26 protein-coding genes are annotated in these 25,582 nt (G+C 27.1%); 15 read left to right on the top strand and 11 right to left on the bottom strand.

What is annotated here, in order from left to right; translation table 11 throughout:
• Positions 1–4 precede the first annotated feature (4 nt).
• From ABLL_RS05835 to ABLL_RS05850, 4 genes are all read right to left on the bottom strand, one after another.
• Positions 5–448: a GatB/YqeY domain-containing protein gene (locus ABLL_RS05835; protein ID WP_014473853.1), complete on the bottom strand. Its 444-nt coding sequence runs from the start codon at positions 446–448 to the stop codon at positions 5–7.
• Between the two features lie 46 nt (positions 449–494).
• On the bottom strand, positions 495–2,444 hold the full coding sequence (gene abc-f, locus ABLL_RS05840) for a ribosomal protection-like ABC-F family protein (protein WP_014473854.1): 1,950 nt from the start codon (positions 2,442–2,444) through the stop codon (positions 495–497).
• A 122-nt stretch (positions 2,445–2,566) separates the two neighbouring features.
• Entirely contained in the window at positions 2,567–3,454 is an 888-nt protein-coding gene (locus ABLL_RS05845; protein WP_014473855.1) for a cation diffusion facilitator family transporter, read from the bottom strand.
• The gene (locus ABLL_RS05850) at positions 3,454–4,623 is read right to left on the bottom strand and encodes a pyridoxal phosphate-dependent aminotransferase (RefSeq protein ID WP_014473856.1); all 1,170 of its coding nucleotides are present in this window, start codon (positions 4,621–4,623) and stop codon (positions 3,454–3,456) included. Before ABLL_RS05850 ends, ABLL_RS05845 begins: the two co-directional genes overlap by 1 nt.
• An 86-nt stretch (positions 4,624–4,709) precedes the next feature.
• On the opposite strand from ABLL_RS05850, the gene ABLL_RS05855 reads away from it, so the two are divergent.
• A complete protein-coding gene (locus ABLL_RS05855) occupies positions 4,710–5,303 on the top strand; it encodes a M48 family metallopeptidase (RefSeq protein ID WP_014473857.1) in 594 nt (197 codons plus the stop codon).
• On the opposite strand, the gene ABLL_RS05860 is transcribed toward ABLL_RS05855, so the two are convergent.
• Positions 5,287–5,703 (bottom strand): DciA family protein, encoded by a 417-nt coding sequence (locus ABLL_RS05860; RefSeq protein WP_014473858.1) that lies wholly within the window; start codon positions 5,701–5,703, stop codon positions 5,287–5,289. The genes ABLL_RS05855 and ABLL_RS05860 overlap by 17 nt on opposite strands.
• Before the next feature lie 113 nt (positions 5,704–5,816).
• Here ABLL_RS05860 and nadB point away from each other — a divergent pair, with 113 nt between their 5' ends.
• The 4 genes from nadB to ABLL_RS05880 all read left to right on the top strand — a co-directional run bounded on the left by nadB (position 5,817) and on the right by ABLL_RS05880 (position 11,336).
• A complete protein-coding gene (gene nadB, locus ABLL_RS05865; protein WP_014473859.1) occupies positions 5,817–7,268 on the top strand; it encodes an L-aspartate oxidase in 1,452 nt (483 codons plus the stop codon).
• Complete coding sequence (nhaD, locus tag ABLL_RS05870) at positions 7,268–8,647, top strand: sodium:proton antiporter NhaD (RefSeq protein ID WP_014473860.1); 1,380 nt, start codon at positions 7,268–7,270, stop codon at positions 8,645–8,647. Before nadB ends, nhaD begins: the two co-directional genes overlap by 1 nt.
• Positions 8,648–8,814: 167 nt before the next feature.
• On the top strand, positions 8,815–10,350 hold the full coding sequence (gene guaA / locus ABLL_RS05875) for a glutamine-hydrolyzing GMP synthase (protein WP_014473861.1): 1,536 nt from the start codon (positions 8,815–8,817) through the stop codon (positions 10,348–10,350).
• Positions 10,351–10,493: 143 nt separating this feature from the next.
• Positions 10,494–11,336 carry a DUF6602 domain-containing protein gene (locus ABLL_RS05880; RefSeq protein ID WP_014473862.1) on the top strand — a complete coding sequence of 281 codons (843 nt, stop codon included), beginning with the start codon at positions 10,494–10,496 and terminating at the stop codon, positions 11,334–11,336.
• Between the two features lie 49 nt (positions 11,337–11,385).
• Here ABLL_RS05880 and ABLL_RS05885 read toward each other — a convergent pair whose 3' ends face one another.
• The 3 genes from ABLL_RS05885 to ABLL_RS05895 form a co-directional block, all read right to left on the bottom strand.
• Entirely contained in the window at positions 11,386–13,089 is a 1,704-nt protein-coding gene (locus ABLL_RS05885) for a YdiU family protein (protein WP_014473863.1), read from the bottom strand.
• Positions 13,090–13,199: 110 nt separating this feature from the next.
• The gene (locus ABLL_RS05890) at positions 13,200–15,455 is read right to left on the bottom strand and encodes an excinuclease ABC subunit UvrA (RefSeq protein ID WP_014473864.1); all 2,256 of its coding nucleotides are present in this window, start codon (positions 15,453–15,455) and stop codon (positions 13,200–13,202) included.
• The gene (locus ABLL_RS05895) at positions 15,448–15,879 is read right to left on the bottom strand and encodes a MarR family winged helix-turn-helix transcriptional regulator (protein WP_014473865.1); all 432 of its coding nucleotides are present in this window, start codon (positions 15,877–15,879) and stop codon (positions 15,448–15,450) included. Before ABLL_RS05895 ends, ABLL_RS05890 begins: the two co-directional genes overlap by 8 nt.
• 146 nt (positions 15,880–16,025) lie before the next feature.
• Between ABLL_RS05895 and ABLL_RS05900 the strand changes: the two genes are divergently transcribed.
• The 8 genes from ABLL_RS05900 (at position 16,026) to ABLL_RS05935 (ending at position 21,660) form a co-directional block, all read left to right on the top strand.
• The gene (locus ABLL_RS05900; protein ID WP_014473866.1) at positions 16,026–16,535 is read left to right on the top strand and encodes a hypothetical protein; all 510 of its coding nucleotides are present in this window, start codon (positions 16,026–16,028) and stop codon (positions 16,533–16,535) included.
• A 9-nt stretch (positions 16,536–16,544) separates the two neighbouring features.
• A complete protein-coding gene (locus tag ABLL_RS05905; protein ID WP_014473867.1) occupies positions 16,545–16,892 on the top strand; it encodes a hypothetical protein in 348 nt (115 codons plus the stop codon).
• A 33-nt stretch (positions 16,893–16,925) separates the two neighbouring features.
• Positions 16,926–17,288: a RidA family protein gene (locus ABLL_RS05910; RefSeq protein ID WP_014473868.1), complete on the top strand. Its 363-nt coding sequence runs from the start codon at positions 16,926–16,928 to the stop codon at positions 17,286–17,288.
• 1 nt (position 17,289) lies between these two features.
• A complete protein-coding gene (locus ABLL_RS05915; protein WP_014473869.1) occupies positions 17,290–17,889 on the top strand; it encodes a trans-aconitate 2-methyltransferase in 600 nt (199 codons plus the stop codon).
• A gap of 257 nt (positions 17,890–18,146) precedes the next feature.
• Complete coding sequence (locus ABLL_RS05920; protein ID WP_258239370.1) at positions 18,147–18,800, top strand: 3'-5' exonuclease; 654 nt, start codon at positions 18,147–18,149, stop codon at positions 18,798–18,800.
• Complete coding sequence (locus ABLL_RS05925) at positions 18,797–19,672, top strand: DMT family transporter (protein WP_041654722.1); 876 nt, start codon at positions 18,797–18,799, stop codon at positions 19,670–19,672. The genes ABLL_RS05920 and ABLL_RS05925 overlap by 4 nt, the downstream gene beginning before the upstream one ends.
• 18 nt (positions 19,673–19,690) lie before the next feature.
• Complete coding sequence (locus ABLL_RS05930) at positions 19,691–20,257, top strand: pentapeptide repeat-containing protein (RefSeq protein ID WP_014473872.1); 567 nt, start codon at positions 19,691–19,693, stop codon at positions 20,255–20,257.
• A gap of 98 nt (positions 20,258–20,355) precedes the next feature.
• Positions 20,356–21,660, top strand: a complete 1,305-nt coding sequence (locus tag ABLL_RS05935; RefSeq protein WP_014473873.1) for a M99 family carboxypeptidase catalytic domain-containing protein — start codon at positions 20,356–20,358, stop codon at positions 21,658–21,660.
• Between the two features lie 50 nt (positions 21,661–21,710).
• Here the strand turns inward: ABLL_RS05935 and ABLL_RS05940 are convergent, their stop codons facing one another.
• On the bottom strand, positions 21,711–21,905 hold the full coding sequence (locus tag ABLL_RS05940) for a YgaP-like transmembrane domain (RefSeq protein ID WP_014473874.1): 195 nt from the start codon (positions 21,903–21,905) through the stop codon (positions 21,711–21,713).
• A gap of 166 nt (positions 21,906–22,071) precedes the next feature.
• Here ABLL_RS05940 and ABLL_RS05945 point away from each other — a divergent pair, with 166 nt between their 5' ends.
• Positions 22,072–22,770 (top strand): alpha/beta fold hydrolase, encoded by a 699-nt coding sequence (locus ABLL_RS05945; RefSeq protein ID WP_014473875.1) that lies wholly within the window; start codon positions 22,072–22,074, stop codon positions 22,768–22,770.
• On the opposite strand, the gene ABLL_RS05950 is transcribed toward ABLL_RS05945, so the two are convergent.
• Positions 22,763–23,446 (bottom strand): lysophospholipid acyltransferase family protein, encoded by a 684-nt coding sequence (locus tag ABLL_RS05950; protein WP_014473876.1) that lies wholly within the window; start codon positions 23,444–23,446, stop codon positions 22,763–22,765. The genes ABLL_RS05945 and ABLL_RS05950 overlap by 8 nt on opposite strands.
• A gap of 30 nt (positions 23,447–23,476) precedes the next feature.
• The gene (sfsA, locus tag ABLL_RS05955) at positions 23,477–24,172 is read right to left on the bottom strand and encodes a DNA/RNA nuclease SfsA (protein ID WP_014473877.1); all 696 of its coding nucleotides are present in this window, start codon (positions 24,170–24,172) and stop codon (positions 23,477–23,479) included.
• An 81-nt stretch (positions 24,173–24,253) separates the two neighbouring features.
• Between sfsA and ABLL_RS05960 the strand changes: the two genes are divergently transcribed.
• Positions 24,254–25,549 carry an APC family permease gene (locus ABLL_RS05960; protein WP_014473878.1) on the top strand — a complete coding sequence of 432 codons (1,296 nt, stop codon included), beginning with the start codon at positions 24,254–24,256 and terminating at the stop codon, positions 25,547–25,549.
• Positions 25,550–25,582 lie beyond the last annotated feature (33 nt).

The raw sequence follows: 25,582 nt of genomic DNA on the forward strand, positions 1-25,582 counted from the left end.
TTATTTAAGCTAATAGTTTTTTTACCATTTCATTTATTCTTTTTCCATCTGCAACACCTGCAAATTTTTTAGTTGCAGCTCCCATAACTTTACCCATATCTTTAACTGATGTTGCACCAGTTTCTGTAATAATTTCTTTCATTCCAGCTTCTAATTCTTCATCACTTAGTTGTTTTGGAAGATATAACATAAATACATCAACTTGCTCTTGTTCTTTTTGAACTAAATCATCTCTTGAAGCAGCTTTATATTGAGAAATAGCTTCTTCTCTTTGTTTGATTCCTTTTTGAATTAGTTTAATAATATCTTCATCATTTAACTCTTTTCTTTCATCAACTTCAATTTGTTTAATCATTGTATTAATAGCTCTAATTGAATCTCTTTTTACAACTTCTTTGTTTCTCATTGCAGTTTTTAAATCTTCGTTTAATTGCTCTTTTAGGCTCATTTGAATCCTTCTAATTGTTATTAATATATTTAAATATTATATCTTTTTATGAATTAAAGCTTTCAATTAACTCTTCAAGTTCTAAAAATCTTTCTACTTTTTGTTCATAAATTTCTTTTGTCTCTTCAAGCTCTTTTGACATGGCAACGATTCCTTTTTGTTCGTAACATTTTGGATCCATTAAACATGCATTTATACTTTCTAGTTTTTGCTCTAAATCTTCAATCTCTTTAGGAAGCAAGTCATATTCCCTTTGGTCTTTATATGAAAGTTTAGTTTGCTTTTTTGCAGTTTGTGTAACTTTTGGTGTGTTATCTTCTTTTGAAATTTCACTTTCAAGTGAACTAAGATCTTTTAACTCTTTTTCAATTTCAAGATATTCAGTATAAGGTTGGAAACTTTCCATGATATTTCCATTTCCTTGGAATACGAAAAGTTTTTTAGCAATTTTATCTACAAAATATCTATCATGAGATACAAAGATTAATGCACCTTGAAAATTTTGTAAATACTCTTCTAAAATATTAATTGTAGGAATATCTAAATCATTTGTAGGCTCATCAAGAATTAAACAATCAACTTTTCTAGTAAAAAGTAAAGCTAATGCCACTCTGTTTTTTTCTCCACCACTTAAAACACCAACTTTTTTATCAAGATATTCTCTTGGAAATAAAAAGTTTTTTAGATAACCATAAACATGCATATTTCTTCCATCATCTAAGATAACTCTATCTCCACCATTTGGACAGAAAGTTTCCATCAAGTTTTTATTATCATCTAAACTATCTCTTTGTTGGTCAAAATATCCAATATTAAAATCACCTTTTTTGAAATTACCACTATCTATTTTCATTTTTTCCATAAAGATTTTTAGTAGTGTTGATTTTCCACTTCCATTTGGTCCAACTATTGCGATTGTATCTTTTTGTAAAATTCTAGTAGTAAAGTTTTTGATTAGTTGTTTGTCACCAAGAGTTTTACAAACATCATCTAATTCATAAAGCATTTTTCTTTTATTTTGTTGTTTCTCTTCTGTATTAAAAGCTTTTTGTTCTCTTTGTAACTCTAAAGACATTTTTCTAATTGCAGCAGGATTTGAACGTGCTTTTTGTTTTAAATCAAAATATTCAGATTTTCTTCTTTCATTTCTTTTTCTTCTTGCAGTAATTCCATGTTGCATCCAGTGAGCTTCACGTTTTACCATTCGAAGTAAATTTTCATGCTCTTTTTGCATATTTTCTAATATTTGAGATTTTTGTTCTAAATATGAAGAATATCCACCATTAAATCTTCTTAAAACTCCACCATCAACTTCAACAACACTTGTTGCAATATTATCAATAAAATATCTATCGTGAGAGATAAAAAGTAGTGTGAAATTGTTTTTTAGTAAAAGTTGTTCTAGAAACTCAACCATATAAACATCAAGGTGGTTTGTAGGCTCATCTAAAAGTAAAACATCAGGTTTTTTCAAAATTAGTCCAGCAAGGCTAACTCTTCTTTGTTCTCCTCCACTTAAAAGGTTTACATCTTTGTATTCATATTGTTTTAATTGAAATTCAACTAAAACTCGCTCAATCATATTGTCTAAATCCCAAGCATTATGAAACTCTAAAAAAGAAGCAAGTTCACTTTGTCTTCTAATAAGCTCTTCATTTTCATAATCTGTCATTAATTGATTAGTGATTTTTTCATATTCATTTTTTGCAGTTTTTAATTCTGTTAATTGATTTTCAATTGCATCTCTAACATTTAGATTTGCTTTAAACTTTGGTTGTTGGTCAAGCATTTCAATTTTTAAAGATTTATCAATAGCCATTTCTCCGCTATCTGCTTCTACTTGTCTCATAATTATTTTAAAAAGTGTTGATTTTCCTTGTCCATTTTGACCAATAACAGCAATTCTTTGTCCTTGGTTTAATGTAAAGTTAGCATCTTTTAAAATAACTTTTGTGTCGTATTGTTTTGAAATGTTTTGTAAGTCTATTAGTGCCATATTTGTTTAGTATTTCCTAGTTTTTTGTTGCGTAATGTAGCATTTTTAGCGTTAATATTTGCTTTTTGTAGATAAAAAAAAGGAAGTTATAAGTTCATTAAAAAAAGAATAATCATCTTTTTTTAATGATGTAAATCATTTATTTTGAAATCATCATATGGATCCATATGAATATTTATAATCCAATCTCTAGAGGTATCTAATTTTTTTATTTTATTTTCTATTGAATCACTTGCTCTATGTGCATCCATCAAAGTAATTAAACAATCAAATACAAGATGAACTTCAACAAATGTTTGATTTGCAGCTTCTCTTGTTTTTAATAAATGGTAAGTATTAACTTTATTATTTTCTTTTATAATTTCTTCAATTTTTGATACAACTTCTTCATCAACAGCTCTATCTAATAAAACTAAAATCCCTTCATGAATTAATTCATAAGCAGAATAAATAATATAAATTGCAATTCCTCCACCAACAAAAACATCAATGATTTCATATCCAGTGAAAGTTACAAGTAAAAGTGAAATTAGAACAGCAAGATTACTAAAAACGTCAGTTTTATAGTGTAATGCATCAGCTTTAATAACCATAGAATTTGTTTTTTTAGCGACAAAATTTAAATAAGTTACTAATGAGATAGTGATGATTAAAGAAATAATCATAACATATATAGAAATATCAAGATATTGAGATGTTTCACCAACAATTGCTTTTTTTATTGCTTGATAAAGTAAAAAAAATCCAGATAAGGTAATAATAGTACCTTCAATAACAGAAGCTAAGGCTTCAATCTTTCCTCTACCATAATTAAAATTTTTATCAGCTGGTTTTTCAGATTTTGAAATTGCAAAATAGTTAAATATAGATACAAACATATCTAAAATAGAATCAACAGCAGATGCTAAAACAGCTACAGAACCACTTGCAAATCCAATTATAAGTTTTAAAAGAGTAAGTACCGCTGCAACACTTGATGAAACAACGGTAGCTTTTTTTTGAGAAGTCATTATTTACTTTCTACAAACTCTTTGATTCTTTTGATACCTTCTTTAATAGTATCTAAATCTGTAGCAAAAGAGAATCTTATATATCCTTCTGTACCAAAGGCAAGTCCAGGTACTAAAGCAACACCTTTTTCCTCTAATAAATCTGCGCAGAATTTCATAGAATCATTTGAAACTTCTTTGATATTTACAAAAAGATAAAATGCACCATCAGGTTCAATACAAGATAAACCTTTGATATCATTGAATGCTTTAACAGCATAATCTTTTCTTTTTTCAAATTCAACTCTCATCATCTCAATATCTTTATCAGCATCACCTTCAAGTGCAGGAATAGCAGCATATTGAGTCATTGTATTGATATTTGAAGTTACTTGTCCTTGAAGTTTAGTTAAAGCTTTTGCAAGTGCAGTATCGCAAGTTGCAATATATCCAAATCTCCATCCAGTCATAGCAACAGCTTTACTTAAACCATTGATAGTTACTGTTCTTTTAAACATATCTTCAGATACTTCAGCACAAGCAGTAAATTTTTTACCATTGTAAATGATTTTTTCATACATTTCATCTGATAAAACGATAATATCTGTTCCTTTTAAAACTTCTCCAAGTGCAGTTAATTCTTCTTTTGAATATACTGAACCAGTTGGGTTTGAAGGTGTATTTAAAAGTAAAATTTTTGTTTTTGGTGTGATAACAGCTTTTAATTGAGCTGGTGTAATTTTAAATTCTGTTGAATCATCTGTATCAATAAATACAGGAACACCACCTGAAAATTTTACTTGTTCTGGATAAGTTACCCAATAAGGTGCTGGAATAATTACTTCATCACCATCTTCAACAAGTACTTGGAATAGGTTAAATAATGAGTGTTTTGCACCGTTGCTAATTACGATACCATCTAACTTATAATCTAAATTGTGGTCTTTTTTTAGTTTGTTAATAATTGCTTGTTTGGTTTTGATAATACCTTCTACGGCTGTATATTTAGTTTGTCCTTCATTAATAGCTTTTATTGCAGCTTGTTTAATTAATTCAGGTGTATCAAAGTCAGGTTCTCCTGCACTAAAACTTAGTATATCTTTACCTTGAGCTTTAAGCTCTCTTGCTAGGGCAGTTATTGCCATAGTAACTGATGGAGATAAGTTCTCCATTCTGTTTGCAATTTTCATTAGCATTTTCCTCAATAAAATTAACATTATACTTTTGATATAATAGTTCGGGATTTTAACAAATAAATACTTAAGGAATAAATAGTTTGAGTTTTCAAATTGAAATAAATAAAAAAATTGTAACTGTAAAATTGGAAAATAAAAAAAATATAAAACATTGTTATATGAGAGTAATAAAAGATGATTTGATACATATTCGAGCAAATTTTTATTTTACTATTTATGATGCCAAAAGTTTGGTAGAAAAGAAAAGAGAATGGATAGAAACTTCAATAGCTAAATTATCAAAAAATATAATAAATGAAGATGAATTTTTATATTTAGGTGAAAGAAAAAAGATAGAAGATTTTAGAATAAAAAATTTGGATCTTTTTTACAAAAAAGAAATTCAAAAAATATTACCAGCAAAATTAGAAGAGTATTCAAGAAAAATGAGTCTTTTCCCAACTTCAATAAGTTACAGAAAAAATAAAAGAACTTGGGGTTCTTGCAATTATAAAAATGGATTAAATTTTAATATTTTACTTATGAAATTCCCCATTGAAGTTATGGAATATGTAATCGTGCATGAATTAGCTCATATAAAACATAAAAATCATTCTAAAGATTTTTGGAATTTAGTAGCTGTTTATTGTCCAAACTATAAAGAGATAGAAAAAAGATTTAAGAATTTTTTATAATTTCTCTTATCTTTTCAAATTTCTTGAAGATTTTTTCATCTTTCGCTTTATTTTCAAAAATACCATAAGAACGCTCTTTATAAAGTGGTTTTTCTTCTTCTATTATCTCTTTTTTTTCAATTACATTGGTCACAAAAAATCCTATATCTTCAACATTTGCAATCTTGAAATTTTTTAATAATGATTTTATATCTGCTTTGTTATACTCAAATTCCATTTTATAAACAGGATGAGTTAATACAAAATATAAAGTTTGGTTCTTAACATAGCCAAATTTTACACCTTTTTTAAGTTTTAACGGAAGTGCTTCTATAAACTTACTTATTAAAGAAGAAGTATTAATCTTTCTAAATTCAGGATTATTTTTAAGATGACTAAGTATTTCATTAATTTTTTTCATGTGCTAATTATAGCAAGTTTTATATTATCATTAAGTGGTTGTGGATATAAAGATGATCCAACATATATCCAATCTGATTCAAAAGTTGCTCAAAATAATAAAGTTGAACAACAATGATATATGATTATGTAATAATAGGTACAGGTGTTGCAGGATTAAATGCAGCTAGATTGATCCCAAAAGATAAAAGAGTTTTAATCTTATGTAAAATGTCTACTTGGAATTGTAATACTTTTTGGGCTCAAGGAGGAATAGCAAGTGCTGTTGATGAAAGTGATATTCCCACTCATATAAAAGATACTTTAACAGCTGGAGTTAATTACAACGATAAAGAAGCAGTTGAACTTTTAAGTAAAAAATCAATTTCAACAATAAAAAATCTTATTGATGCAGGTATGAAATTTGATTTAAATGACAAGGGTGAATTAGCTTATACAAAAGAAGCAGCTCATAGCAGAAATAGAATTTTACATGCTGATGGTGATGCAACAGGTAGAATGATGCATATCTTTTTACTAGAAAATTGTCCTCATGAGATTGTAACACAAGCAGTTGTTTGTGATTTACTTATTGAAAATGATATCTGTTATGGAGTTCAATATTTTACTAATGAAACAAATCAAAAAATAGTTTATGCTCACAATACAATAATTGCAAGTGGGGGAGTAGGTTCAATCTATAGATACCATACAAATTCAACTGCAAATGCAGGAGAAGTGCAAGGAATTATTGCAGAAAAAAATCTTCCATTAAAAGATATGGAGATGATGCAGTTTCACCCAACAGTTGTAAGAGGTACAAACTTTGCTAGAAAACCTCTTTTAAGTGAAGCTTTAAGAGGTGAAGGGGCATATATTGTTGATGAAAACGGATATAGATTTTTATTTGATTATCATAAAGATGGTGAATTAGCACCAAGAGATGTAGTTAGTCGTTCTATTTTTGATTACAATAAAAAAACAGGTTTGGGAGTTTATTTATCTTTTGAAACTTTTGAAAAAAAAGCTTTTAAAAAACGATTTCCAAATATTTATTCTAATTTGAAAGAATTAGGATATGAATTACCTTTTGAAAGAGTTCCTATTTCACCTGCATTTCATTATTCAATGGGAGGAATAGAAGTTAATTTAAACGGAAAAGTAAAAGGAATGAAAAATCTTTATGCAATAGGTGAAGTAGCTTGTACAGGAGTTCATGGAGCAAATAGATTGGCTTCAAATTCTTTGCTTGAAGGTTTAGTATTTTCCCAAATAGCTGTTGAAACTTCATTAAAAGAAAATTTTAAAATTAATCCAGAAAGTTATGATAAACCAATTATTAATTATGTAAGAAATAAAGATATTGATAAAGATATAAAAGATAATTTAAGAGAGATTATGTGGACTTATGCATCAATAGTAAGAGAGCCAAAAAGTTTGGAAAAATCCCTAGAAACCATTGAAGAGTATCTAAAAAAAGATGTAGGTAGATTACTTTTTTTAAGGCTACTTACGGCAAAATCTATTCTAAAATCTGCATTAAAGCGTAAAGAATCGCTTGGTGCACACTATATTAAGGAGAATTGATGTTAAAAGTTATAATGACTTTGCTCTTAGGAACTTTATCTTTATTTGCTAGTTCAGCAAGTGAAAGTGAAATTCCTAATTTAACTATGACTTGGGTTGGGTTCGCAACTTTAATTATATTTGTAATTGGTTATTATTTTGTAGCTGCGGAAGAAAAATATGCAATTGATAAAGCAAAACCTGCTTTATTTATAGGTACATTTATGTTTATTCTAGTAGCTATTTATTATTCATTAAATGGCTTAGATATGAATTTAGTTCACACTCAAGCTCAACATTTGATTTTAGAAATTGCTGAAATTTTCTTCTTCTTATTTGTTGCCATGACTTATATTGAATCATTATTACATATGGGTGTATTTGATAGATTAAAATATAATCTAATCTCAAAAGGTTATACATATAGAAAACTATTTTGGGTAACTGGATTTTTAGCATTTTTTATCTCTCCAATTGCAGATAATTTAACAACAGCACTTATTTTATCAACTGTTTTAATCACTATTGAAAAAACTAGAAAAGATTTCCTAGTTCCAGGTGCAATAAATATTGTTGTAGCTGCAAATGCAGGAGGTGCATGGTCACCTTTTGGAGATATTACAACACTTATGGCATGGACTGCTGGAAAAGGTGTATTTACAGACTTTTTATATTTATTCCCATCAGCTATTATAGGTTATGGAGTTACAGCATTTTTATTATCAAGATTTGTTCCAAAAGTAGTACCAGAATTTGATGCAACAAAAGAGAAAAAACCTGAAATGGTTGAAGGTGCTAAAGTTGTTATGATTCTTGGAATATTTACAATCTTCTGTGCGGTTATGTCTCATCAAGTATTACATTTACCTGCAATGTGGGGTATGATGTTTGGTTTAGCTTTATTAAAAGTTTATTCTTATGGATTAAGTAAAAAATATGGGAAAGAACATTTTAATATTTTTCATTCAATGGCAAAAATTGAAAATAATACTTTAATGTTTTTCTTTGGTATTTTAGCTGCTGTTGGTGCATTATATTTTGTTGGATGGTTAGCTTTAGCAGCAATAGTATATGATCCGTCAGTATTAGGTGCAACTTGGGCAAATATTGGTGTTGGATTCTTATCTGCTATTGTTGATAATGTTCCAGTAATGAGTGCAATATTAAAAGCAAATCCAGAAATGGGACTTGACCAATGGATGTTAGTTACATTAACAGCAGGAGTTGGTGGTTCATTAATCTCTTTTGGATCGGCTGCTGGTGTTGGAGTAATGGGTAAATTACACGGAATTTATACTTTTGGTTCTCATATGAAATTTGCATGGACAGTTCTTATTGGTTATATAGTTTCTGTTAGTATTTGGTATTTCCAATATCACATTTTGGGAATTAGTCACTAATAAATTATTATTAAATATTTGAAAGGCTATTAGAAGATTTTTTCTAATAGCCTTTTTTTTTAGCTATTTTTTTACTTAACCAATTTTTTACAACTCTTTAGATAAAATATCTGACTTAAATTTGTAATATTCAAGCACTTAAGTGTAAAATACGAAGGAAACAATATATGAAACATGTACCAATAGTAGTATTAGATTTTGGTAGTCAATATACTCAAATCATTGCTAGAAAATTAAGAGAGGCAGGTGTTTACTCTGAAATAGTTCCTTATAGTGAATCTATCGAAGATATTATGGCTAGAACTCCAAAAGGAATTATTCTTTCAGGAGGACCTGCTTCTGTTTATGCTGATGATGCTTATCATCCTGATACTACAATATTTGAACTTGGTCTTCCAATTTTAGGTATTTGTTATGGAATGCAGTTAATTTCTCAACACTTTGGTGGAAGCGTAATTCCTGCAAGTCATCATGAATATGGAAAAGCTAAACTTAAATTTGAAGTTGAAAATCCAATTTTTAAAGATACACAAGACGGTCAAATAGTTTGGATGAGTCATGGAGATAGAGTAGAAAATATTCCATCAGGATTTGAAAAAATCGCAACAAGTGAAAATTCGCCTTTTGCAGCTATTGCAAATACTGAAAGAAATATCTATGCTTTCCAATTTCATCCAGAAGTTTACCACTCAGTTGAGGGAAGTAAATTATTAAAAAACTTTGCAAAATATATTTGTGGTTGTGAATCTACTTGGAATATGGGTTCATTTGCTAAAGAGCAAATAAAAAGAATTCAAGAACAAGTTGGAAATAAAAAAGTTCTTTGTGGTGTTTCAGGAGGAGTTGATTCTTCTGTTGTGGCAACACTTTTAGCTGAAGCAATTGGTGAAAATGTAATTCCAGTATTTGTTGATAATGGATTATTAAGAGCAAATGAAAGAGAACAAGTTGAATCAATGTTCAAAGCACGTGGTGTAAAACTTATTACTGTTGATGCAAGTGAAGAATTTTTAACTAAACTTGCAGGTGTTACAGACCCTGAGAGAAAAAGAAAAATCATTGGTGAAACATTTATCGAAGTATTTGATAAAGAAGCAAAAAAACACCAAGGTATTGAGTTCTTAGCACAAGGGACTTTATATACAGACGTTATTGAATCAGTTTCTGTAAAAGGTCCTTCAAAAACTATCAAATCTCATCACAATGTAGGTGGACTTCCTGATTGGATGAAATTTGAACTTGTTGAGCCTTTAAGAGAAATCTTCAAAGATGAGGTTAGAGCTTTAGGATTAGAACTTGGACTTCCCGCATCTATGATTGGTAGACATCCATTCCCAGGACCAGGACTTGCTATTAGAATCATGGGAGATGTAAATAAACCTGATTTAGAGTTATTAAGAAAAGCTGATGTTATTATGCTTGATGTATTACATGCAACTGGTTATTATGATAAAACTTGGCAAGCATTTACAGTATTATTAAACGTAAAATCTGTAGGTGTTATGGGTGATAATAGAACTTATGATAACACTGTTTGTGTAAGAATAGTAGAAGCAACAGATGGAATGACAGCAACTTTTGCACATATTCCACATGAAATACTTGAAACAATCTCTAGAAGAATTATTAACGAAGTTGATGGAATTAATAGAGTAGTGTATGATATATCATCAAAACCACCAGCAACTATCGAGTGGGAATAATTTCTAACAATTTTCACGCATCTTTCACCAAAGTTTGGCTCGATGTACTTGTAGTACACCTTCGCCAAACTTTTGTAAAATCTACATAAAACTTGTTAAAAATTTCAGAATTTTTTTATGTAATATAAAAATGGAGTAGACATATGAAGTTTAAACATAATCATGGAACTAATAATGAAATTATAGAACAAGAAGAAAAATCTATATTATTAGCAGTTGACCGTGCATTATCTTCTTCTTCAAATTCTCAAACGATAGGTAGAAATGGAGAACTTCCTTTAATTGATTTTTTAAATAAGTATTTACCTCCTACTTTAAAAGCAGTAAGTGGTCATTTCCTGACTCCAAATGGCAATATTTCTCCTCAAATTGATGTAATGATTATTGATACAAGATACCCTTTTCTTTCTGTAAATTTAGATGGTTCTGTATTAGCTATGCTCCATTCAGTTATTCATACAATAGAATTAAAAACAAATCTTATTTCTAGCGATATAAAAAAAATATCAAGTGATATTAGTAAAATTAGAATGTTAATAAATGAAGTTGAAGAATTTAATGATATTGGAAGTTTTATGTCTCCTATTAATAGTGCTTTTGCATATCGTATTAAAAATAAACTTGAAACGATTGAATTACATTTTCAGAATTATTGTAAACCAGATTTATTTCATTTTGATTTAATGATTTTGAGTATAGAAGAAAAAGAATTTAAAAAAATAAAATTTGGATGCGAATTACATTATGAACCAATATTTGAAAAAGATTTTTCAGAAGAAGAGCTAAAAGAATTAAAAGTAAATAATGGTTTTTTATTTGGAACTAGACCGTGCTATACACCATTATCAGATTTTTATTATTCTTTGGTGCAAAATTCATATTATATTTTAGGTGAAAGAAATTATTCTTTTAATCAAATAGGAAGACATATTATGGATTATATGTCTTGGTCAACAGCTTCATGGAATGATTTATATAAAGAGTAGTTCTTTCATTCCCAAGTTCCAAACTTGGGAATGCATATTTAATTTCTCTCTACGACGAACAACTAACATGCGATATTCCAGCTATTCCAAAAAAATCTGAAGGTTTTTTAATATAATATTTTTCTTCTATCTCTTTTGTTTGTTCTTCGTATGGATTTGTCATGATTTTTTGTAACTCATGAACTGGTTGATAGTTTCCATTTTCAGCTTCTTGATAAGCCCAAACTAAATGCCATTCTCTTAAAGTGTATTTTGGATTGGTAAGTTTCATTTGCTTTGATAGTTTTTCTTTAGATTCTTCATCATTTACATTTAGAAGTAATTTCCAGTTTTCAAGCCAACTGTTCCATCTTAACTTGATATTTTCATTTTGTGTTTTTCCATAAAAACTTTTTTCTATACTACTCATATCATTTTGGATATTTGATAATTCTCTAAAAAATATAGTATAGTCAACTTTTGTATCTATCATAAGATTGATTAGTTCTTCGAACAACTCAATATCAAACTTATTAAGTCCAAGTTTTTTAGCCCACATATTTTCCATCTTTTCTTGCATAACTTTGCTAAAGTTATTTTCGATTTTTTCAAGTTCTTCTAAAGCCTTAGGATTTGAAGTAAGCAATGGTTTTAAAGCACTACAAAACGATTTGAAGTTTTTAAAAGCTGCCGTTGGTTGATTGAAAAATGAAAAGTGATTTCCTCCACCAGTCCAAGATTGATATTTAGGCTCGAACATCTCTATAAATCCAAACGGTCCATAATCAAGTGTAAAACCTCCTGCTGCACAGTTATCACTGTTGAAGTTACCTTGGCAATATCCAACTCTTATCCAGTTGGCTACTAGCGATGTAAGACGATTTTGAAACTCTTTTGCTAGTTGTATTATCTTTTCTTCTAAACTCAAATCTTCTTTGATTACTTCACTATATTCCCTATCTATCAAATGTAAAACAATCATTTCCAACTCTTTTAAAGCATCTTTATGTTCATTTTTTCTAGCTCGTCTTCCAAAAAGTTCAATTTGTCCAACTCTTAAAAATGAAGAGGCAACTCTTGTAGTAATTGCAACATCTTCTTCTATCATAACTTCAGGGTCTTTTGAATAAGAGTTTTCTTTAAACCAAGGTCTAGTTACTTGCTCTTTTTTAGAAGTAAATAAAGTTAAAGATCTAGAAGTAGCAATTCCAAGAGCGTGCATATGCTCTTGTGCTAAAAACTCTCTTACACTTGACCGTAAAACTGCACGTCCATCTGCGCCTCTACAATATGGCGTTCTTCCACCACCTTTTAGTTGAAATTCCCATCTTGTATCATTTATCACTGCTTCTAAAACAGAGATTGCTCTACCATCTCCATACCCATTTCCAGTTTGAAAAGGACATTGTGCATAATATTCAGTTCCATAAATAGAAAGTGCATATCCAGTTGCCCAACCTTTATTTTGTGAAAGATTAGAGATATTAGACATATCACCTGAAAATAGTTTGATAAAATCATTTGATTTTAGTAAGTTCTCACTAAAACCTAACTCTTTAAAAAAATTTTCACTATGAGAAATATATATTGGGTCTTTGATAGCAGTTGGACTTACTGGCACATAATGTCCAGTAAAAACCTCTCTTGGAAATTTATTATCTCCACTATATTTTGCGTCTGGGTCAGCATTTAGCTTATTTGTAAAAGAGTAATCACTTAGATTGATAAGTTCTTCAAAAGTTTTTATATTATTTTTATTATTTTCATTTATCATAATATTTTCCATAAATTTTTTTATTAAAATTAAGTATATTAACTTTGTAGTTAAATATATATTATAAATTTAAACATCTCTATTCAAGTATAAGAATATCGATAGAATTTTTAATTACAATCAGAAAAATCTTTTAAATATTTAGCAGTAAATGAATTTTTTATATTTAAAAAGTTTTTTAAATAGCCTTGAAATAATAGTTCCCCGCCAAGACTTCCACCTTTGGGTCCAAGATCTATAATCCAATTGGCTTGGCTTATTATTGATAAATTATGTTCTAATACAATTAAAGTATGCCCTTGATTTATCAAATCATTAAATAGTTTTATCAAGTTTTCTATATCTGCTTCATGTAAGCCTGTGCTTGGTTCATCTAAGATTATTATTTCATCTGTGTTTTCACTTAACATTTTGGCTATTTTTAATCTTTGTAATTCTCCACCAGAAAAAGTATCAAGGGTTTGTCCTAATTTAATATAATCTAAATTTGCATTAACCATAGATTCTAATTTATTTTTGATAAGTGTATTATCAAAAAATAGTTCAATTGCTTCTTCTACTGTTAAATCAAAGATATCACTTATATTTTTATTTTTATAATAATACGAAAGAGCTGTATCATTAAATCTTTTGCCTTTACATTTCTCACATACTTGTGTAGAATCTCCCAAATAAGCCAAATCAAGTTTTATAAATCCTTTACCTTTACAAATAGTACATGCTCCTTCACCAGTAGCAGAAAACATACTTGAATTTACAGAGTTTACTTTTGAAAATAGTTTTTTTATCTCATTATATATATTTAAGTATGTTGTTATATTTGAACGGCTACTTGTGTGGGGTAAACTTTGATCTAAAATTGTAGCTTTTGGATATTTATTTTTAAAAAGATACCTAATTAATGTACTTTTACCAGAACCAGCAACTCCTGTTACTAAAGTTAGTGCATTTTTAGGTATCTTTACTGAAATATTTTTAATATTATTTTTTGAGACATTATCAAGTGTATAAAAAGATGAAAACTCTTTTTCTTTATCATTGATACTATGCTTTTTTAAAAAAGCTTTAGCTGTTATTGTATTTGAGTTTAGTAACTCTTTATATGTACCATAAAAAGTAATATTTCCGCCATTTATTCCAGCTTTTTCTCCAAAATTTATTACTTTATCACAAATTGAAATAATATCCTTATCATGATCAACAAATAAGATAGAATTTCCTCTATTTTTAATCTCTTTAAATATATTGGCAATTCCTTTTATATCATGGGGATGTAAACCTATAGTTGGTTCATCAAAAATATATAATAGATCTGATAATGAACTATTAAGATATTTTGTCATTTTTATACGTTGTGATTCTCCTCCTGATAAGGTATTTGTATTTCTGTCTAAAGATAAGTAATCAAGTCCCACAATCTGCAAACTTTTTATTTTCTTTTTTAAATCATTTGTAATAATAATTACTTTTTCATCATCTATTTTATTTATAAAATCAAATAGTTCATTAATAGACATAGAAGAACAATCTGCAATAGATTTATTCATAATCTTTGCACTTAAAGCTTTGTTGTTTAATCTTGTTCCTTTACATTGAGGACATACATTTATATCTAAAATATTATTTAATTCTTTTTTGTATTGAGTAGTCTCAGAGTTAATAAATACATTTTCTATTCTTGGAACTACACCAAGGTATGTGGCAGTTTTATGCCATTTTGTAGTTGGATTTACAGGTTTTATCTCTTTTGAATATAAAAGTAAATCAAGTTCTTCTTTTGAATATTGAGATATTTTTTTATCATTGTTGAAAAAACCAGATTCAGTATATCTTGATAATCTCCAGCCATTATTTTGAAAGGTTGGAAATAATATTGCTCCTTGATTTAATGACTTATCAAAATCAATCAATCTTTTAATATTTATCTCTTTTATCTCTCCTAAACCTTTACAAAATGGACACATTCCTTCTGTATTATTAAATGAATAATTCATCGAATATCCAATAAAGGGCACTGCTATTCTAGAAAAAAGTAATCTAAGGTTTGTGTAAATATCAGTAATTGTTCCAACTGTAGATCTAGAATTTCCTTCAATTCTTTTTTGATTTATTACTAAAGATACTGAAAGATTAGAAATAGAATCAAAAGTAGGTTTTTTATATTTTGGTAATAAATCTTGAATATAGCTTGAATATGTTTCATTTAATAAGCGTTGAGATTCGCTTGCAATTGTATCAAATACAAAAGAAGACTTTCCAGAACCAGATACTCCTGTGACAGCTATTATTTGATTTTTAGGAATATTTATAGATATATTTTTAAGATTATTAGTTGTAGCATTTTTAATAACTATATTTTTATTCATAGTTATTAACTCTTTTTTCTTTTAAAGCAGTTGAAAGTTTAATAGCAATTTTTTCAAACTCATTTTGTTCTTCTCGTGTTAAAGATTGAAGTGTTGTTTCATATAAAGAGTTATGTTTTTCTGAAATATTATTTAATAAACTTTTACCTTTTTTGCTAATCGAAGTATATAATTCTCTACCATCTTGTTTATTTGGGTATTGTTGAATATATTCTAAAGTTTTTAGTTCTTTTAACGCCTTTGATAATTTTGTACGAGATGTTCCTAGGATATTACTTAAATCAGATGGTAATATCTCTTTTAGTTTATTTAGCTGATATAAGATATCATATTGTAACCAAGAGATATTATCTGGATTGACAATATTCCTTTGGGCAACCATTTCACACTGTAAATCTACTAAAGCAATTTTTAATTTTTCCATTATAATTTCCAATACAATATAATTTCTATATAGAAATTATATTGTATTGGAAATTATCTAAAAAAAACTTAAATTTTTTTATTTATCAAAATTTTAACAAAACTTATTATAATCTGCTTTAGTTATTATTTTATAGGAAATATAAAATGCAAGAAAATGAACTAAAAGCTTATATAAAAGAAAATTCACCTTTGATATTTGAGTATATCAATAAAGAAATATTAAAAGATATTGGTGTGATGTCATCAAATTTTTTTGTTAGATTACTTGATGAATTTTTCAATAAACAAAAAAGAATTTATGATGAAAAAGTTACAGCTGATATCCTTGGATATTATCTCATAACTGAAGTTTTAGGAGATGCAAAACAAGCTTTTCCATTTTTTAGAAAAGATACTTTGAGTTTAGATGAGATTTTTAAAGAGGCAAAGGTTTATTTTAATCATGTGAAATTTATTATAAAAGATGATATTTTTACTATCTCTTTAGTCCAAACAAAAGCAGGAGTTTCTACACTTGATGAAGAGATTATAAAGTTCTCAAAACAATTTCCAATTAAAACTTCAGGTTTAGAAGAATTTATATCAAAAAATTCTAATATCACTTTAGATGAAAGCTCGCAAAAACTAAAAGAAGATGTAAAAAACATTCTTTAAAGGAAGTAAATGAAAATCTCTTATCATCGTAGACGAAAAATAAAAACGAGAAGAATTGCACTAAGAGATTTGATTTTAAGAGGTATAGAAAATCCTAATGATTTAGCAAAAGAGTTAAAAGTCACAGTTCCTACTATAAAAAGGGATTTGGAAGCTATTAAAATTATGGATGAAGAAGATTTCACATTTCAAACAAGACAAACATCAGAGCAAATAATTGAGAAAAAAGACTTAATACTAAAAATGTTAGATGATGAAGAGTACTATACTGAAAAAGGTGAACTAAATATCTCAAAGATTATGGATGAACTTAAAACAAGTAGGGCAACTATAATGTCAGTTTTAAATGGTGATTAGATATATTTAAAACAAATTTTAAGGAGTATAACAATGAAAATTCATAGAATAAATCCATGCAAAAGATGGTCAGATGTGACAGTTTTTAATGGAATTGCAACTTTTACAGAAATTGCAGATACAGATACAAGTGCAGATATAAAAGGACAAGTAAAACAAATATTTGACCAAGCCCAAGCTTCACTTGCTTTAATAGATAGTGATAAATCAAGAATTTTAGCAGTTACAATTTATATCACAGATTTTGCAAACTTTGATGGCTTAAATGAGATTTGGGATGAGTGGTTCCCTGAAAATTGTGCGCCAAGTAGGGCTTGTGTAAAAGCTGAATTGGTTGATCCAAATTTATTGGTTGAGATGACATTTACAGCAGCAGCTGGTGAGAAGTTTCAATAATATGAAGCCTTTGGATATAGGTAATTCTTACAATCAAATTACCCATATATGGGAAAATGAAAAATTTGATAAAACAAATGGAATTATACAACATAAAAAAGCAATAAATTTTGCCAAAAATCGAGGGAAAGCACTAGATATTGGTTGTGGTTGTACAGGAAGATTTATAGATTTACTAATAGATGAAGGTTTTACTCCAAGTGGGATAGATATTTCTACAAAGATGATAGAATTAGCAAAAAAACGTGATCCTTCTATTGATTTTTATTATGGAGATATTTGTGAATATGAATTGTCTGAGAAGTATGATTTTATTACAGCGTGGGATAGTATTTGGCATATTCCTTTATCAAAACAAGAAAAAGTAATCGCAAAAATAATTGATAGCTTAAATGTTGGTGGTATTTTTATATTCTCTTTTGGTGGTACAATTGATTCTGGTGAACATATAGATGATTATATGGGCCCCGAAGTTTATTATTCTTCCCTTGGAATAAATGGTTTTCTAAAATGTTTTTTAGATTTAGGTTGTATTATAAGACATTTAGAATTTGACCAATATCCAGAATTACATACATACTTAATTGTAGAAAAAGCTTGATATTGGCTTTTATTTAACTCTTCGAGTTAGTTTTAAATTAAAAGTTAGAAGCAATATAAGTGTCTAAGCTCTTTATGTTACAATACTTTTTTAAAAATGCTTGTATTAATTAGGAGCTTAAAATCAAAATAATAAATGTAATCTCTAATGAAAATAGATTAAATCTAATTCGAAATTATTGTGAAGATGATTTAGAAAATAAAGTAGAAAATGTTTTAAAAAATATTTTAGAAAATGGTTCTACTTCTTTGAAATCAATGATAAAACTTTTTAATTTAATGGATAATTCACTTGATAGTGATTTACAAGTTTCTTATACAATAGGTAATAGAACAATAGAGGTTGTTAATACTTCTGAACAATTAGAAAATGTAATGAACTCAATCCAATTAACTCCTTTTATTGGTTTTGACAGTGAACAAAAACCAACTTTTAAAAAGGGTCAAGCAGATAATGGTGTTTGTCTTATTCAATTAGCTACAAAAGATAAGTGTTTTCTTATTCAAATTAAACAAATCAAAAATCTAAAACCACTTATAAATTTTTTGGAAGATGATAAAATAATAAAAATTGGAACGGGATTAAAAGGTGATAATGAAGCACTTTTTAAACAATTTAATCTAAGAGTAAAATCAATGATTGATTTAGAAGATATATTTAAAAAATTATCATCAAAAAATCAAATCGGGGCTAAAAAAGCTGCTTCAATAATTTTGAATAAAAAATTACAGAAATCAAAAAATATGTCAAGATCAAATTGGGAAAATAAAGAGTTAAGTTCTGGACAGATTAAATATGCTTCTGAAGATGCAACAGTGGTATATGATGTAATGGATAAAATTTTAGAACAATACCCTTTTGTAATGAAAATGATGCCTGAATTTTTTCAACTACACTATTTGCAAAAATGAAAAATTTATTAAAACTAAACACCATAGATAAAGGTGTTTTATTTATGCTTTTGAGTGCACTAATTGGTGCACTTAATGGTGCTGTTGCTAAATATTTATCTCAAAGTATGGATGCAATAGAGATAGTTTTTTACAGAAACTTAATAGGTGTTTTAATTGTACTTTATAGTTTTAAAAAATTTTCTGTTTCAATTGATACATCAAAACTTCATCTACTTTTTCTAAGGGGAGTTTTTGGCGCACTTGCTATGGTTTTATTTTTTTATACAATAGCAACTATTCCATTGGGAGAGGCAGTTGTATTAAATAAAACATCACCTTTTTTTGTAACTATTCTTGCATACTATTTGATGAAAGAAAGTATAACTCTACGTATATTTTTTGCTCTTATTATTGGGTTTATTGGAATTATTTTTATTATGAAACCGTTTGGAGTTGAAATATCTATTGAACATATTTTTGGAGTCTTGGGTGGTTTTTTTGCAGCTTGTGCTTATGCCACTATTAAAAAGATAAAAGATATTTATGATGCAAGAGTTATTATGCTTTCATTTATGACAGTTGGAGTTCTCATTCCTTTAGGATTGTTTTTATTTACACCATATGTACATTTTAAAATACATACAGATATTTTTATTTGGGCTTTGATAGTTTTTATGGCGATTATTTCAACTGCTTCTCAATGGTTTTTAACAAGAGCTTATAGTATTAGTCGTGCTAGTATCATCGGAGTTGTTAGTTATTCTAATATTCCTTTTGCTATTGGATTTGGAGTGATTCTTGGAGATTCATTACCTGATTTATATACTTTTTTAGGTATTGTTCTTATAGTTATTGGTGGCATTTTAGTTAGCAAAAAATCATCAAAGTAAATATATAAAAAGAGAAAAATGTTTAAAACAAATGATTATTGGGAAGAAGAGTTTATAGATTTAGAAGAAAAAGAGTTAGACTCTATATATTTTGATAATTGCACTTTTGTAAAGTGTAATTTTTCAAAAGCAGTTATTTATAAATGCAAATTTACAGAGTGTAGATTTGTAAATTGTGATTTATCACTTGCTGTTTTAAAAGCTTCTACTTTCAACGATGTTTCATTTGAAAACTGTAAATTAATTGGTATTTCATGGAGTAGTTGTGATGAACCATTTGATGTTACTTTCAGCTCTTGCAATCTTTCTCAAAACTCATTTCATCTTATGGATTTAAGACAAATAAAATTTATAGATTCTCTTATAAAAGATAGTGGTTTTGAAGAGTGTAATATGGAAAAATCTCTTTTTGATAATTGTGATTTACAATTATCATCTTTTATAAAAAACAATCTAAAAAAAGCAAATTTTGTAACATCAAAAAACTATTTAATTGACCCAAAACAAAATGATTTGACAAAAGCTTCATTTTCTCTTCCTGAGGCTTTGAATTTTCTTTCTTTACTTCCTATTGAAATAAAATAACAAGTGTTTTTATACTTTTAACGCTATTCTAAATAGCTGTATGATATGATTAGCGACCACTTTTATTTAAGAAAAATCAATTAAAAATTAGGAGAATCATGAGATTTATTGTTATATGTGTTATTTTTTTTATTCCACTTTTTGCTGCAAATAAGGATTTTACTCTATACAAAAAAGAAGGGAATATAAAAGGTAATACACTTTTAATTATTGGAGGGATTCACGGCGATGAACCAGGAGGATATTTTGCACCTGCTTTTTTGGAGAAACATTACAAAATAAAAAAAGGTAATGTTTGGATAGTTCCAAATATAAATGCAGATAGTATCATTGCTAATAAAAGAGGTCTTTACAATGATATGAATAGAAAGTTTAGTATTATAGAAAAAGATGATCCTGATTATTTAGTTGTAAACAAGATAAAAAAAATTATTTTAGATAAAAAAGTTGATTTAGTTTTAAATTTGCATGATGGTCATGGTTTTTTTAGAAAAAATTATGAGAATGCAATTTTTAATCCAAATGCTTGGGGACAAGCAACTATAATAGACCAAGAAAAAATAAATGGTCTTGAAAAGTTTGGAAATCTTGATGAAATTGCCACAAAAGTGAATAATGCTTTAAATAATGATAAATTGTTTCAAGATTTTCATTCTTTTGGAGTTAAAAATACAGAAACAAAGTTTAAAGATGAACAAATGCAATTATCTTTAACTTTTTTTGCTGTTACTCACAATAAACCAGCATTTGCTATAGAAACAAGTAAAAATATTACAGATTTAGCTCATAAAGTTATATATCAATTAAAATCAATTGAAGAATTTATGAAAGTAATGAACATTGAATTTGAAAGAGATTTTGATGTAAATAACTATGAAGAGGTAAGTAAAAAACTTTTTGATTTTGGAAAAGTAAGAATTAATAATAATATGATTTTTGATTTAAGTGATATTAAGAAAACGACAAGATTTGTACCTTTAAAAAATGATAAAAATGATTTTAAGTTTGAACATATTTTAGCAGATACTAAATTTATAGATAATCGATATGAAATCTATATTGGAAATTTAAAAGTATCTGATTTTTATCCTCAAATTTTTCCTATTGCAGAGTATAAAAAAGATATAAAAATAGAAGTTGATGGAAAAATTATAAATACAAAATTTGCTGAAGAAGTAAATATTAAAGAAAATTTTAAAATTTTAAAAACAGATTTTAGGGTTAATATTATTGGATTTAGTAAAACTGGTGTTGAAAGTGAAGATGATATTTTAGTTAAAAAATCTGATATTTTAGATAATTATTCAGTTGATAATGGGAAAACAAAATATAGAGTTGAATTTTATAAAGATGGTAAATTTTATGGAATGATTATTTTGAATTTCCTTAAAGATGATATATAATTATTTTAAAACTAAAATGAAAAAGGGAAGATTTTAAATCTTCCCTTTTTTTATGATTTTGTTTTTGGTGTACATTTTTTAGAAATAATACAAACAGGACAAAAGTCAATAATTCCTACAACTAAAGGAATAATTCCTAAATAGAACCAAGCAATCCCTGTAAAGTATCCAATTGCAATTAATACAATACCTAAAACTATTCTAAATGGTCTACAAAAAGCTCTAATTTTATCAAATTTATTCATAATTAATTTCCTATAATATTTTTTATTTGAGATTATTATATAAGTAAACTTAATTTACTATAAATAAGAAAAACTTATTTTTATTAAAAAATCAGAATAAGTTACATATTCTGATTAAGTGATTTTTTTGTACAATTTTTATAAATTTAATTGATATTGGTAAGTAATGAAAGAGAAAATATATTTTATTCCAGGGCTTATGACAGATGAAAGATTATGGAAAAGAGTTATTCCTTTTTTAGAAAAAGAGTACGAAATAATACATATTCCAATACCTGAGAGTTCAGATTTTGATGAAATAATAGATATTTTATATGGTACTTTTGTAGAAGAAAAAATAAATCTTTTAGGATTTTCTTTAGGTGGATATATTGCTTCATATTTTACAATAACTTATCCAAATAGAGTAAAAAAACTTTTTATGGTTGCTTCAACTCCTGGTGCTACAAATGAAGCTGAAATTGAAAGAAGAAAAGAAAAATTTACAATCATTGAAAAAGAAGGTTTTGGTTTGACTTATGAAAAAGCTTTATCTTTAGTTGAAGAACAAAATAAAAATGATAAAGATTTAATTCAAACTATTATGGATATGTTTCATGATTTGGGAAAAGAAAAATTTATTTCTCAATTAACTTCAACTTTTTATAGAAAAGATTTATTTGAAGATTTAACTCATTTAGATATTCCAATTTGGATGTTTTATAGTCTAAATGATAGGCTTTTAAATAAACAAGCAATAGAAAAAATTCTGAAAACAAAACATAATATAACTGTAATTTCACGAGAGGGAACAAGTCATAATATACCTTTAGAAGTTCCCTTTGAATTTGCTATAAATATAAAAAAATGGATGGAAATTAATTGATATGAAATTGTTTTTTATATGATTCTTCTAATGAAGTTTTATCTTTATAATCAATAATTTCTCCAATTTCTATCTCTATATTTAAATTTTTACTTCTTTTATTTATTGCCTCTTTTAAAACTTCATTTGCATGAGTTTTTATATAAACTGGTAAAATATTAATTTTATTTTTTAAAGCAATTAATTTTGCTCCTTCTTTAAAACTACTGATTTGATTATCTGTTTTATTTCTTGTTCCTTCTGGAAAAATAAATATAGAATTACCTTCTTGAATAACTTTTTTTGTATCTTTAAAAAAAGATGACATATTTGCTGATTCTCTATCTAATAGGATTGAATCTGCATTTTTAGTAAAAGAGCCAAAGAAAAAAGAGTTATATAACTCTTTTTTAGAAACCCAAAAACCATGAATTGGAGAATCTTTTAGTGCAATTTCAATAATAAGTGGGTCAATTATACTTCTATGATTTGCTACTAACAAATATTGACCTTCTTTAGGAAGATTTTCTTCATTTAAAACTTTTATATTAATATTTAGTTTTGATAGAAGTATTTGAGAATATTCTAATCTTAATTTTCTCTTTTCTTGTGATGTTTTGGCTCTTTTTAATTTAAAACCAAATTTGTTTGTTAAGTATGTTGCATATATTGCAATGCTTATTTGTTTTAAGTTCAATATAATCCTAATAATATTTTTGCAATTGTATCAAAATGAAGATATATTTGAAGCTTTTTTTACAAAAATTTCATCAAGATTTATTGCTGATTGATAGACTAAAACTTCAACACCGTTTTGGGTCACTTCTTTAAAAGTTTCACAATATTTTTTATCAATTTCGCAAGCTAATCTAAAAGGTAATTCATCATCTCTTTGAATGATGTATAACATTACAGCTCGATGACCAAGTTTTACCATATCTTCAAGTTCTTTTAGATGTTTAGTTCCTCTTGAAGTTACAGCATCTGGAAAGGCTAAATAGTTATCTATTTTTAAACTTACACTTTTGATTTCAACATAACATTTTTGTTTTTCATTTTCAAGCAAAATATCAATTCTACTATTTTGACCATATTTTTGTTCAGGTTTTAAAGAGTTATATCCTTGAAGTTCTTTTATTGTTCCTTCTTTTACAGCTTCAATTGCTATTTTATTTGCAACACCTGTATTTGTACAAATTATATTTTCATTTATTTTTGTGAGTTCCAATGTATATTTTAATTTTCTTTTTGGGTCATCGTGAAAACTTACCCAAACATCACAATTATCTTCTATACAGCTAGTCATTGCTCCACTATTTGGTACATGAGCAGTTATCATTTCACCATTTTCTAAAATAATATCAGCTAAAAATCTTTTGTATCTTTTTATTAATTTTCCATGTATGAGTTTTTCAAATTTCACTAAATTACCTTTTTTTATAATCTTTTAAATCAGAATTATTATACTATCTGAACTTCGATTTTGTTTTTATAAGGAAAAGTGATGGATGACATTCATAGAAAAAGAGATAAAACCTTAGGAATTCCAGAATTAATTGCAATTGCATTAGGTGGAATGGTAGGTGGAGGAATTTTTACAATTTTAGGAATTTCTGTCTCTATGATTGGAGCATATACTCCGTTTGCTATTATTTTAGGAGGAATAGTTGCCGCATTAGCTGCATATTCATATATAAAATTAGGAGTTTATTATCAAGATGAAGGAGCAACATACTCTTTTTTTAAAAGAACCTTTCCAAATTCAGCTTTTGCCGCTTCATTGATTGGTTGGTGGGTTATTTTTGGATATATAAGTACACTTTCTTTATATGCATATACTTTTTCTTCTTATGCTCTTAGTAGTTTTTCTTATGCAAATGATGAGATTATTAGAAAATTAGTTGCAGGAGTTGTAATCTTTGTTTTTACACTTATAAATCTTTGGAGTGTAAAAGGTATGGGAAAAATTGAAGATTTGATGGTTTATACAAAATTGGTTATTTTGATTATCATATCTTTTGTATTAATTAACCATAGTAATACAACTATTCCAAATTTATTAAATGAAAGTAAAGATGTAGAATTTTCAGCTATTTTAATCGTTGCTTCAATTACTTTTGTGGCATATGAAGGTTTTCAATTAGTTATAAATGCTGTAAATGAGATGGATAATCCACAAAAAAACATTCCAATTGCTATTTATAGTGCAATTGCATTAGCCATTTTACTTTATGTAGTTATTTCTTTTGGGGCAATTTTAGCAATATCATTTGATGATATTATTGCAAATAAAGAGTATGCTTTAGCTTCAGGAGCTAATAAAGTTTTAGGACATTGGGGAAATGATTTGGTAATTATTGGAGCTTTACTTGCTACAAGTAGTGCAATAAGTGGTACTCTCTTTGGTGCTTCAAGACAAATGTCAATTGTTGCAAAAGATGGATTCTTCCCAAAATTTTTAGAAAAAAGAAATATATATAATATTCCAACAAACTCTATTTTGATGATGAGTTTTTTAGCTTTTTGTTTGATTTTAAGTGGTTCATTAAAATTGATATTAGAGTTTGGAAGTGTTACCTTTTTGATTGTATCTTTGCTTATGGCAATTGCAAATTTCAAAATAAGAGATAAAACAGATTCTTCTTTTTTTATTACAATTTTAGCAATTGTTTTATTGTTGGCAAGTACAATATTAATAATTTTCTACGAGTTTCAAGTTGAAATGGAACAAATGTTTTTTATAGTGTTTCTTTATGTAGTTTTAACTTTTTTATCTTGGATTTATTCAAAGAGAAAATAACTTTAAGGAATACAAATTGCATTATTAGTTTCC

This window comes from Arcobacter sp. L (assembly GCF_000284235.1).
Classification (GTDB): Bacteria; Campylobacterota; Campylobacteria; order Campylobacterales; family Arcobacteraceae; genus Aliarcobacter; species Aliarcobacter defluvii.

Excerpts from the sequence above, each read along its gene's own strand:
- ABLL_RS05835 (WP_014473853.1), bottom strand. The coding sequence starts at position 448 with ATGAGCCTAAAAGAGCAATTAAACGAAGATTTAAAAACTGCAATGAGA.
- abc-f (WP_014473854.1), bottom strand. The coding sequence starts at position 2,444 with ATGGCACTAATAGACTTACAAAACATTTCAAAACAATACGACACAAAA.
- ABLL_RS05845 (WP_014473855.1), bottom strand. The coding sequence starts at position 3,454 with ATGACTTCTCAAAAAAAAGCTACCGTTGTTTCATCAAGTGTTGCAGCG.
- ABLL_RS05850 (WP_014473856.1), bottom strand. The coding sequence starts at position 4,623 with ATGAAAATTGCAAACAGAATGGAGAACTTATCTCCATCAGTTACTATG.
- ABLL_RS05860 (WP_014473858.1), bottom strand. The coding sequence starts at position 5,703 with ATGAAAAAAATTAATGAAATACTTAGTCATCTTAAAAATAATCCTGAA.
- nadB (WP_014473859.1), top strand. The coding sequence starts at position 5,817 with ATGATATATGATTATGTAATAATAGGTACAGGTGTTGCAGGATTAAAT.
- nhaD (WP_014473860.1), top strand. The coding sequence starts at position 7,268 with ATGTTAAAAGTTATAATGACTTTGCTCTTAGGAACTTTATCTTTATTT.
- guaA (WP_014473861.1), top strand. The coding sequence starts at position 8,815 with ATGAAACATGTACCAATAGTAGTATTAGATTTTGGTAGTCAATATACT.
- ABLL_RS05880 (WP_014473862.1), top strand. The coding sequence starts at position 10,494 with ATGAAGTTTAAACATAATCATGGAACTAATAATGAAATTATAGAACAA.
- ABLL_RS05885 (WP_014473863.1), bottom strand. The coding sequence starts at position 13,089 with ATGATAAATGAAAATAATAAAAATAATATAAAAACTTTTGAAGAACTT.
- ABLL_RS05890 (WP_014473864.1), bottom strand. The coding sequence starts at position 15,455 with ATGAATAAAAATATAGTTATTAAAAATGCTACAACTAATAATCTTAAA.
- ABLL_RS05895 (WP_014473865.1), bottom strand. The coding sequence starts at position 15,879 with ATGGAAAAATTAAAAATTGCTTTAGTAGATTTACAGTGTGAAATGGTT.
- ABLL_RS05900 (WP_014473866.1), top strand. The coding sequence starts at position 16,026 with ATGCAAGAAAATGAACTAAAAGCTTATATAAAAGAAAATTCACCTTTG.
- ABLL_RS05905 (WP_014473867.1), top strand. The coding sequence starts at position 16,545 with ATGAAAATCTCTTATCATCGTAGACGAAAAATAAAAACGAGAAGAATT.
- ABLL_RS05910 (WP_014473868.1), top strand. The coding sequence starts at position 16,926 with ATGAAAATTCATAGAATAAATCCATGCAAAAGATGGTCAGATGTGACA.
- ABLL_RS05915 (WP_014473869.1), top strand. The coding sequence starts at position 17,290 with ATGAAGCCTTTGGATATAGGTAATTCTTACAATCAAATTACCCATATA.
- ABLL_RS05920 (WP_258239370.1), top strand. The coding sequence starts at position 18,147 with ATGATAAAACTTTTTAATTTAATGGATAATTCACTTGATAGTGATTTA.
- ABLL_RS05925 (WP_041654722.1), top strand. The coding sequence starts at position 18,797 with ATGAAAAATTTATTAAAACTAAACACCATAGATAAAGGTGTTTTATTT.
- ABLL_RS05930 (WP_014473872.1), top strand. The coding sequence starts at position 19,691 with ATGTTTAAAACAAATGATTATTGGGAAGAAGAGTTTATAGATTTAGAA.
- ABLL_RS05935 (WP_014473873.1), top strand. The coding sequence starts at position 20,356 with ATGAGATTTATTGTTATATGTGTTATTTTTTTTATTCCACTTTTTGCT.
- ABLL_RS05940 (WP_014473874.1), bottom strand. The coding sequence starts at position 21,905 with ATGAATAAATTTGATAAAATTAGAGCTTTTTGTAGACCATTTAGAATA.
- ABLL_RS05945 (WP_014473875.1), top strand. The coding sequence starts at position 22,072 with ATGAAAGAGAAAATATATTTTATTCCAGGGCTTATGACAGATGAAAGA.
- ABLL_RS05960 (WP_014473878.1), top strand. The coding sequence starts at position 24,254 with ATGGATGACATTCATAGAAAAAGAGATAAAACCTTAGGAATTCCAGAA.